Origin of the sequence: Plantibacter sp. H53 (genome assembly GCF_001650455.1) — a bacterium.
Taxonomy (GTDB): domain Bacteria; phylum Actinomycetota; class Actinomycetes; order Actinomycetales; family Microbacteriaceae; genus Plantibacter; species Plantibacter flavus_A.
Map to the genome: position 1 here is coordinate 222,504 of NZ_LWCT01000024.1, position 9,450 is coordinate 231,953.

Consider the following 9,450-nt stretch of genomic DNA (forward strand, 5'->3'; position numbering starts at 1 on the left):
CTGTCGATGCGATTCAGGCCCGTGAGCGTTGCTTCCAGCCGGTGAGCCGCTGGAAGCGCCGGCCGTCGATCGGGACGGTGCGGTCGATCATCGAGAGCGTGGCCCGGTGGGTCCCGCCGACGACCCGGGTGGCCTGCTCGGTGGCGGCCGCGACGCGTTTGGCGACCATACCGACCGTGCTGGCTTCACCCTTGAACCCCCACACCGTCGTCGTGTGGAGGACGGAGCCGTACTCGGTCGGCCGGACGGCGACGGGCACCGCGCACCGGGCGAACGGCCGGCGCACGCCGAGCAGCGAGAGGAGCGGCACGACCTCCAGGGCGAACCCGCTCCAGTTCGAGGCGGCGTCGTCGCCGATGACGGCGTAGCGGATGGTCCAGGGGTCGGCGGTGAACTCCTCTGGAGCCACGGCGAAGCCGTCCGCTTGCAGCGTCGACAGCATGGCCGTCAGGGTGTCGGTCGGTGGAAGCGGTGAGACGACCTCATGGAAGCGCACCATCGATCCCACGGAGAATGCGTGGCCGCTCACGCCGGAGTCCCTACTGGTCCACCGCGTGGACGGAGAGCACGACCTGCTCCTCCGGCACGAGTGCCTCGAGTGCCTTGCGAGCGCTCGGGTAGTCGCGACCCTCGGCCTCGATGGTGCGGGTGGCGGTCGGACGGAAGACCGCGGTGCCGACGAGGTCGCCGTTCACTCGGCCACCGCCGTGCAGTCCGGCGAGGGCGTGCCCGGGAGGGGTGGAGGCGATGACAGCGGCACGCAGAGCGGCGACGTCGGGTGCGGAGGCTTCGGTGGTGATGGTCGCGCGGTCGCGGACGGTGGCGATGAGCTTCACCCCTCCAGCCTACGGAACGTCGTGTTCCGGGACGAACCCCTTCCTGTGCCTGCCGAGAGACCTCCTGCTCCGGTGATCCTGTCCCGGTCCCTGAGCCTGTCGAAGGGCACACGAGCAACTTCCACAGTCACCCTCACTCGGCATCTGGAATGTCAGTGGTCCATGGTGGACTTGTCCCATGACCGAGACCACCCTCACCGCGATCCGCGCGAGCGACGAGCACGCCGCACGCCTCGCGGAGTTCTCGGACCACTACGCGGACATCCAGCGTCGGCGTGCGGCGCTGGACGCCGAGGAGGCCCGGCTCCTCGCCCGTTCCGCCGCCTACGCGGACGCTTTCGCCGACGCCACGGTCCCGGCGATCTTCCCGCCGGCGGAACGGCAGGCCCTCTCCCGTCGTTCGACGTGTGCGGCGCTCGCGATGGCGACCCGCACCCCTGAGCGGACCGTGCAGCGTGCGACGAACGACGCCGAGCGGCTCGTCAACGAAGCGCCGGCCGTGCTCGCCTCCCTTGAAGCGGGCCGGATCTCGGCCAGGCACGCGCAGACGATCATCGACCAGCTCAGTGACGTCCCGACCGAAGGGCGGCCAGTATTCCTCGCGGAAGTCCTGCCGGTTGCGGAAGCGTCCACCAACGCGAACCTTCGCAGGCACGCCCGAGTGCTCCGGGAGCGGCTCCACCCCGAGTCCATCACCGCTAGAGCAATCCGCTCGGAGGCGGACCGCCGGGTGGAGTTCGAGCCCGCAGCGGACGGCATGGCCTGGGTGCATCTCTTCACCACGGCGCCCATCGCGCAGGGCATCGTCGAGCGGGTCGATGCGGCCGCGGCCGAGTCACGCTCGGCGGGTGACACCCGCACCTGCGCACAATTGCAGGCTGACGCCCTCGCAGCCCTCGCGCTCACCGGCGTCACACCCGACGACGTCATGTCGAGCCCGGCGCTCCCGCACCCGATCGAGGTGCAGGAGCACATCAAACCGACCGTGCAGATCACGGTCCCGGCGCTCACGATGGCCGGCGTCTCCGATGCACCCGGCATGCTCGACGGCTACGGCCCCATCGACCCGGAGACCGCGGCACGTATCGCGGTGAACGCCCCCAGCTTCACCCGGATCCTGGTCCAGCCCGAGACCGGCGCGGTCCTTTCCGTCGGGCGGAATCAGTACCGCGTTCCGGCCGACCTCCAACGCGCTGTACGCCTGCGGGACGGCACCTGTCGGGCACCCGGTTGCGGAAGACGGGCCCGGGCTTGCGACCTCGATCATTCGGTCGCGTGGGAGGACGGCGGGACGACGGATGTCGGGAACCTCGCCTGTCTCTGTCGACATCATCACCGGATGAAGCATCTCCCCGGTTGGAACCTCGACCACAGACCCGGCGGGGTCCTCGAGTGGACGACACCCGACGGGAAACACCACCGGACCGAACCGGACCCCGCCCCGTTCTGACCCCGCCGACGAAGGGTCTCTCGTGGGCACTTCGACAGGCGCAGTGACCGGGAGAGGTGTGTCGGGGACGGTGGGGCATCCTCGTGAGCACTTCGACAAGCTCAGTGACCGGGGAGGACTTGCTCAGCGACCGGGAGATGCGCGACAAACACACCTGGTCCCTGAGCCTGTCGAAGGGCGGTCGGGTCGCACGCTCAGCGGGCGAGAAGGTGTGCCCGGACATGCGCGGCTCCTGTAGCGTCGAGACGAGCTGTACCTCAAGGTCGCTTGAGGTCGATTCGAGGAAGCTGCTGGAACGCGGTGCACAGCCCCGACGAGTTGCTCAGTGTCGGCGAGATGAGCCGTCGCACCGGTGTCGCGGTGTCGGCACTGCACTACTACGAGCGGCTCGGCCTCATCGGTTCCGAGCGGACCACCGGCAACCAGCGGCGATACCCCCGCCACATGCTGCGCCGCGTCGCGCTCATCTCGGTCGCGAAGCGACTCGGTATCCCGCTCGAAGACGTGGCGGAGGCGTTCGCCGACGTGCCACTCTCCAGCACCCCGAGTCACGAGGACTGGCAGCGCGCGTCTCGCCGCTGGCAGAAGGTCCTCGAACAGCGTCGGCGCGGGATCGAGCAACTCGAACGCGAGCTCACCGGCTGCATCGGCTGCGGCTGCCTGTCGATGAAGGCGTGCACGCTCCTCAACCCCGACGACGAACTCGGCGACACCGGCACCGGCGCCAGGCGCATCCCGGTCTGAGTGCTGCCGGCCCGGTGCTCAGCGTTCGCGGCGTTGCCCGAACGTGTTGGGATCGACCGGCCGCAGCCGCTTCGGCAGCCCCTCGACGACGAGCAGGTACGACTCCGTGACGAGGTCGTCGACGAACGCCGGTTCGAGCTCGCCGTCCGGCTTGAGCGAGATCCAGTGTCGTTTGTTCATGTGGTAGCCGGGGACGATGTCGGGGAAGGCCTCGCGCAGGCTGCGGCTGTCCTCGGGCCTCGCCTTCAGGGTGACGATGGGTTCGCCCGTCGCCCCCGTCTGCAGCATGAAGACCTTGCCGCGCACCTTGTAGACGTCCCACTCCTCGCCGAACGGGTGCGTCAGCTCCGCACCGGGGAGTTCGTCGGCGCGGCGAGCCGCCCGCTCCTGCAGCTCCGAGCCGTGCATCGTGATCCTCCGCGGTGTCGGTGTCGGTGTCGGTGTCGGCGTCAGCCCTGGCCGGTTGCCGGACGGAGCCTGGCGAGGTTCGGGAGCGGAGACCAGGCGCCCAGGCGTGGGTAGTCGATCGTCACGCCGGCGACGCCCAACTCACCGAAGGAGAGCACCCAGTCGATCGCGCCCGGCATCGGGACCGCCAGCAGCGACACCGTGGCATCGGACGGGACCAGGCCGTTCGCGTAGGCGGCCTCCTGCGCCCGCGTCCCGCTGCTGTAGATGCAGAGCAGGTTGCCGGGCTCCGCGGCGATCGCATAGGGCCGAGGGTCGTCCTCCGGACCGCGGTTGATGAAGACCCACCGGTCGAGTGCGGCGACCGCCCGCCAGAGCCGGATCTGCGCGTCGATGTCGTCCGGCGCCGCCCGGCAGGCCTCGTTCAGTGCGTCGAGCTCGGCCAGTACCTCGGGAGCGGGTTCGAGGGTGCGGCCCTGGTTCGGCTGCTCTGGGACGTCGGTCTGCTCATCGACCGGGCTGCCATCGTTCGGGCTGCCGTCGCGGCGGAACGGGTTCTTCATGGTCACTTCCTCGTGGCTCGGGATCCGGGTTCGGGGACGCGACCAACGCTATCGCAGTGGTCCGACGGGAAGCCGGAGGTTCAGAACGCACTCCCGAAGGCGAGGGCTTCCGCCGCTGCCTGCGCCGGCGAGCCGAAGAACGCCGGGCCGTGTCCGGGCAACACGACGGAGGCCGGAAGTCCGGCCAGCGTGGTCAACGACTGGCGGGCGCGCTGCAGGTCGCCGTGGAACATCTCGGGGAGCAACTGCGGGCCGTCGTGAGGGCTGGTGGGGTGGGCGGTGACGAGCGCGTCGCCCGCGACGAGGACACCATGCTCGACGAGGAGGAACCCGAGGTGCCCGCGCGTGTGGCCGGGGAGGGGGAGCGGGCGGACCGCGACCCCGAGGATCGCCCGGAGCTCGGGCACGTCCTCGATCGCGGTGACCGACGTCGGCGGCACGACCTCGAGTCCGCCGGCCTCGACGGCGTGGCTGACCCAGTCGGCGACCCCGGGACGCTCGAGGTGGGGTTGGACGTCGGCGAGCCCGACCTGCTCGAGCACCTCCCGGCGGACGTTGGGGATCTCGTCGCGGGACGCGAGGATGTCACACTCCGCCAACCCGGCGATGAACGTCGCGTTGCCGATGTGGTCGCTGTGTCCGTGGGTGAGCAGGATCGCCCGCACGTCCTCGACCGCGTAGCCGAGCGCGCCGAGGGTCGCGGTGACGGCTGCACCGTCGCCGGGGTAGCCGGTGTCGATGAGGACCGGCCCGAGGTCACCCTCGACGATGATCCAGTTGACGGACGGGCCCTGCACGAGGTGCACGCGATCCGCGACCGTGGTGCTGCGGGTGGTGCCGTTCGGCACGGCGTCGATCTGGGACATGGGCGTCCTTCCGATTGCGGAGACGGGGTTCGGGGGAGGGGTCGATGCCCGGGGAGGTCAGTGCTCAGCTGGCCCGGCGACGAGCTCATGAGCGGCCGCCGCGGCGGTCGTCGTGGCTGCGGCGCCGGCGGGATCGACGGTCGCGAGGATCGGCCGGATCAGGGTGATCAGTCGCTCACTGAGCTCGGCCGCATCGTCGTCGCCCACCGTCGTGGTGACGAGTCCGAAGCAGGCGTCGAGCAGGACGTCTGCGACGCCGTCGAGGTCGGGGAGGTCGAGATCGTGCGCTGCGGCCTCCATGCGGAGGTTCGTACGCGTGTAGGCCCGCCAGTCGAACACCGTGTAGACCGGATCGTCCATCCGCGGCAGTTCGTGCAGGAGCCGGATGGCGCCCATCGCGATGGGGGACCGCTGCGCTTCCTGCGCGGAGGCGAGGATCATCGTCACCCAACGGAGCGCGCCGTAGGGCACGCCGATCCGTGCGTCCGCCGCCTGCCACCGTTCGTCCTGCTCCGCGATCACCGCGTGCGCGAGGCTCCGCTTCGACGGGAAGAGGTGGTACCCGATGACCGACTTGGGCTTGCCCATGACGGACGCGATGCCGGAGAACGACGTCCCGGCGTAGCCGTTCCGGCCGAACTCGAGTCCGGCGGCGTCGATGATCTCGTCGCGGACCTGGTTCATCGCGTACTGGCGCAGACCGCTCACGAGCGCTCCTTCGAGGTGGAGGGCCCGGGCTCGGGCCGCTAGACGATCGTCTGAGTCAGACGCTCGTCTAGCTTAGACGATCGTCTGTGAGGAAGCTGAGGAACTCGACGACCGCCCGCGCCGACCACTCAGCCCGGGAGCGGCTCGATGAGGTGCGGGCCCGTGTTACGGACGTTGTTCACGTCGCGTGTGACCTCGTAGTGGGTGAGATCGTGGGCGACCGCGAAGGACTCGCGGTCGAGTAGCTGCAACAGCTGGTCGGTGTCGAGGTGGTCGCCGAGCCAGTCGTCGTAGCCGTCGGGGGTCAGGCAGGCCGGCATTCGGTCGTGGACCTCGCCCGGTGAGACGTGCGCGTCCCGCGTGATGATCGCCATCGACAACCGCCATTTGTCGGGGTCGTCCTCCGCCTTGGCCGGGTCGGGCCAAGCGCTGATGATGCCCGCCATCGCGAGCTCGGCGTCGGGGTCGTGGATGAAGTGGGGCTGCTTGCCCGTCTCGGTGACCACCCACTCGTAGTAACCGGTCGCCGGGACGATGCACCGTGCCGATGCGAAGGCCTTGCGGAACATCGAGGCGGTCGCGACCGTCTCCATCCGCGCGTTGATGGGTTGCGGGCGCTGCTTCGCGAAGTCCTTGGCCCAGCCGGGGACGAAACCCCAACGGGCGCTGGTCGCGGTCCGCTCCTCGTGCCGGGTGCGGACCACCGTCACCTCGGTGGTGGGCGCGACGTTGTAGTCGGGCGCGGGCGCTTCGAACTCGGCCACGAGGTCCGCGAGCAGGGTGGACGTGGAATCGGTGACGACGAAGCGACCGCACATGGGCTCAGCTTAGGAGCGGGGAACCGTGAGGTCGAGGCCTGGACCGGGCCTCGTGACGGGGTCAGGCCCGACGCCTCGGCCGTCGTCCGAGGAGCAGCCACGCCCCGGCCCCGGCGAGCGATCCTGCGAGACCGACGGTCGCGAGCAGCGCCGTCCCCGAGAGCCCGGTCGGCGGGAGGGCGTCGATCGCCGCTTCGGACACGGTGGTGGGCCCCGGAGGGGTCGGGAGTGAGACGGCCTGCAGGCTCGCGCCGACGTCGATCAGGCCCGCGCCGACCGAACGTTCGGTCGGGATCGAGGGGTCCCAGGGGATGGTGATGGTGTCGAGACGCGCATGGTCGGTGAGCGCTGCTCGCACCTGACCCGGCGTCAGATCCGGCCTGAGCTGACGGACGAGCGCTGCTGCAGCAGCGACGGTGGGGGCCGCGGCCGAGGTTCCCCGGAAGTTGCCGGAGCCGGTGAGGACGGTCGTCGAGACGGGGAGATCGTCGACACCGGCTGCGGTCGGACCGGGGACGACGACGGGTGTCGGGACGCCGAAGAGGATGGTCGACGGCCCGAGGGAGGAGTAGGTCTCCAGGGTGGAGTTTGCCGCGTCGACGGCTGCGACGCTGAACACCTCGGGAGTCGCCTGGTGGCCGAAGAGGGCTGCGCCGACGATGTCCGTCGCCGTCGACCGGAAGTACTCTTGCGCGATCAGCTCCGGCCGGCCGGGGAACGGGGTCCAGGTGAGGGCGAGGGGAGGGGTCGCCGCGGTGGCCGTCAGGTGCCGGACGACACTGACCTGCACCTCGGACTGTTCGGTGTCCGACAGGTTCTGCAGCGGTGCGGTGCCCGTGGCGAGCTGCGGGTCCGCCGCCGGGAACGGGATCGTCCGGTCCTCCACTGACAGGACGTACTCGAATTCCGTGGACACCCCGCCGTCGGGCTCGCCCCAATCGAGCGAGCCGACCATGATCGAACCGGCCGGCAGCGTGACCCCCATGGCCGAGTCGACCGCGTCACCGGGGTCGAAGTCGAGGCAGTCGACGGAACCGGCGTCGAACAGCTCGGAGACGTTCCCCGGGCAATCGGTGGGGCGGTAGCGGTCGGTCGCCCAGGACCCGATCGGAGACCCGGCGCTCGGGAAACCGGGTGCGCCCGGCACGGCGAAGTTCCCGGCCGCGGTGACGACGAACACACCGGCGTCGACCGCCCGACGGATGGCCGCCTCGCCGGGACCGGTCCGGTAGCGACGGTCCTCGCCGCCTTGCACGTCGTCGACGATGACCGAGGCACCATTGGCGACGAGCAGGTCCACGGCGGCAGGGTACCCGGCGCTGTCGGACGCGAAGAGGATCTCTGCCCCGGGGGCTATCCCGTGCACGAGCTGAGCCATCGCCCGTCCTTCGTCGTCCTGGCCGACCGGCGGGTCGTTCAGGATGGAGACCGGCGTCCCGAAGCCGCAGGGATTCCCCGGCCCGGGGAGGAGTCCTGCGGCGACGTCGGCTGCGACGGCCTCCGCGCCGGCGTTTCCGAAGGATCCGGAGATGATCCCGACCCGGACCCCCGAACCGTCCACGCCGAACGCCGTCCGTGCGTCTCCGGCATGCAGGAGTTCGACGGCGGGTGCCGGGAGCGAACGGCAGGCAGCCGCGGTCGTGGCAGGGACGGCCGATACCGGGAGGGTGCCGGCGCCGACGGCACCGCAGGCGAGGACGACCGCCAGCACACCGGACACGCTGCCGCGAAGCACACCCATCGTCACTCCTCATCGCGACGGCCGCCCCACGGCGGCCGGCCTGAGGAGATCGTGACAGAGGATCTCCTCAGGCCGGCGGTTCTTGCGGAAAACGGATCACCGGTGCCGCGAGCAGGACCGTCGTGGACTACCGCTCGAGGCCGGCCCGTGCGTCACGGCGGGTCTTCGCGAGCGAGGCGACCGTCGCCACGGTGATGGTCGCGGCGATGAAGAGCAGCGAGAACCAGATCGGGATGTCGGGGATCCAGTCGATGTGCTGACCGCCGTTGATGAACGGCAGCTCATTGACGTGGAGGGCGTGGAACACGAGCTTCACGCCGATGAAGGCGAGGATGACGGCGAGGCCCTGGGCGAGGTAGACGAGGCGTTCCAGCAGACCACCGATGAGGAAGAACAGCTGGCGGAGACCCATCAGGGCGAAGGCGTTGGCGGTGAACACGATGTACGCCTCCTCGGTGAGGCCGTAGATCGCGGGGATCGAGTCGACCGCGAACACGAGGTCGACGAACCCGATGGCGACGATCGTCAGCAGCATCGGCGTGAAGAAGCGCTTGCCGTCGATCTTCACCGAGAGTCGGTCGCCGTGGTAGGTGTCGGTGATCGGGAGGATGCGGCGGGCGAATCCGACGACCTTGCCGTTGGCCGGGTCGCTCTCGTGGCTACCGAACGCCTGGCGGTACGCGAGGAAGAGCAGCAGCGCGCCCATCAGGTAGAAGATCCACGAGTAGTTGTCGATGAGTGCGGCGCCGACGGCGATGAACGCGCCGCGCATGATGAGGGCGATGATGATGCCGATCATCAGCACCTTCTGCTGGTACGCCTTCGGCACGGCGAACCCGGCCATCACGATGAGGAAGACGAACAGGTTGTCGATCGACAGCGCCTTCTCGGTCAGGTACCCGGCGAAGTACTCGCCGCCGTACGTCCAGCCGGAGACGAGGCCGATGCCGACACCGAACAACAGGGCGAGGCTGACGTAGAAGATCGACCAGCGTGCCGACTCGGCGATGGTCGGTTCGTGGGGCTTCCGCACGTGCGCGAAGAACTCGTAGACGAAGAAGAGGATCGTGACACCGATGGTGATGATCCAGATCAGCGGGGTGACGGCCATGGTGGCTCCAGGGGCTCGAGGACGGGACTCCGACGCGATGGTCGGAACACGGTCTTCTCCACTCTCGATGAGAGCCGACACCCCGGGACCCGATGGCGGATCCGTACTGACGAGCATGTCGCGAAGGAGTACTCCCCCTGCTCCGACAAGTGTAGGTCAGGGGTGGGAGGGGTGCCTGGGAATTCGCCCTTCGACAGGCTCAGGG

At 69.6% G+C, this 9,450-nt stretch carries 11 protein-coding genes; 2 read left to right on the top strand and 9 right to left on the bottom strand.

Going from position 1 to position 9,450, the window contains the following annotated elements; all coding sequences use genetic code 11:
• Nucleotides 1–13 precede the first annotated feature (13 nt).
• Entirely contained in the window at nt 14–529 is a 516-nt protein-coding gene (locus A4X17_RS12410) for a hypothetical protein (RefSeq protein ID WP_139205434.1), read from the bottom strand.
• Between the two features lie 10 nt (nt 530–539).
• Nucleotides 540–836, bottom strand: a complete 297-nt coding sequence (locus tag A4X17_RS12415; RefSeq protein WP_064295970.1) for a hypothetical protein — start codon at nt 834–836, stop codon at nt 540–542.
• A 178-nt stretch (nt 837–1,014) separates the two neighbouring features.
• Between A4X17_RS12415 and A4X17_RS12420 the strand changes: the two genes are divergently transcribed.
• Together A4X17_RS12420 and soxR are read left to right on the top strand one after the other, a co-directional pair.
• Complete coding sequence (locus tag A4X17_RS12420) at nt 1,015–2,286, top strand: HNH endonuclease signature motif containing protein (RefSeq protein WP_064295971.1); 1,272 nt, start codon at nt 1,015–1,017, stop codon at nt 2,284–2,286.
• 276 nt (nt 2,287–2,562) lie between these two features.
• A complete protein-coding gene (gene soxR / locus A4X17_RS12425; protein ID WP_304440865.1) occupies nt 2,563–3,030 on the top strand; it encodes a redox-sensitive transcriptional activator SoxR in 468 nt (155 codons plus the stop codon).
• Nucleotides 3,031–3,048: 18 nt separating this feature from the next.
• Here the strand turns inward: soxR and A4X17_RS12430 are convergent, their stop codons facing one another.
• The 7 genes from A4X17_RS12430 to A4X17_RS12460 all read right to left on the bottom strand — a co-directional run bounded on the left by A4X17_RS12430 (nt 3,049) and on the right by A4X17_RS12460 (nt 9,245).
• Nucleotides 3,049–3,438 (bottom strand): MmcQ/YjbR family DNA-binding protein, encoded by a 390-nt coding sequence (locus tag A4X17_RS12430; RefSeq protein WP_064295972.1) that lies wholly within the window; start codon nt 3,436–3,438, stop codon nt 3,049–3,051.
• 41 nt (nt 3,439–3,479) lie between these two features.
• Nucleotides 3,480–4,001: a hypothetical protein gene (locus tag A4X17_RS12435; RefSeq protein WP_197479075.1), complete on the bottom strand. Its 522-nt coding sequence runs from the start codon at nt 3,999–4,001 to the stop codon at nt 3,480–3,482.
• A gap of 80 nt (nt 4,002–4,081) precedes the next feature.
• On the bottom strand, nt 4,082–4,867 hold the full coding sequence (locus A4X17_RS12440) for an MBL fold metallo-hydrolase (RefSeq protein WP_064295973.1): 786 nt from the start codon (nt 4,865–4,867) through the stop codon (nt 4,082–4,084).
• 57 nt (nt 4,868–4,924) lie between these two features.
• Nucleotides 4,925–5,575, bottom strand: coding sequence for a TetR/AcrR family transcriptional regulator (locus A4X17_RS12445; protein WP_064295974.1), 651 nt, complete (start codon nt 5,573–5,575; stop codon nt 4,925–4,927).
• A gap of 128 nt (nt 5,576–5,703) precedes the next feature.
• Nucleotides 5,704–6,393, bottom strand: coding sequence for an SOS response-associated peptidase (locus A4X17_RS12450; RefSeq protein ID WP_064295975.1), 690 nt, complete (start codon nt 6,391–6,393; stop codon nt 5,704–5,706).
• Between the two features lie 61 nt (nt 6,394–6,454).
• Nucleotides 6,455–8,134 carry a S8 family serine peptidase gene (locus A4X17_RS12455; protein WP_064295976.1) on the bottom strand — a complete coding sequence of 560 codons (1,680 nt, stop codon included), beginning with the start codon at nt 8,132–8,134 and terminating at the stop codon, nt 6,455–6,457.
• 127 nt (nt 8,135–8,261) lie between these two features.
• Nucleotides 8,262–9,245, bottom strand: coding sequence for a TerC family protein (locus A4X17_RS12460; protein WP_064295977.1), 984 nt, complete (start codon nt 9,243–9,245; stop codon nt 8,262–8,264).
• Between the last annotated feature and the right edge of the window lie 205 nt (nt 9,246–9,450).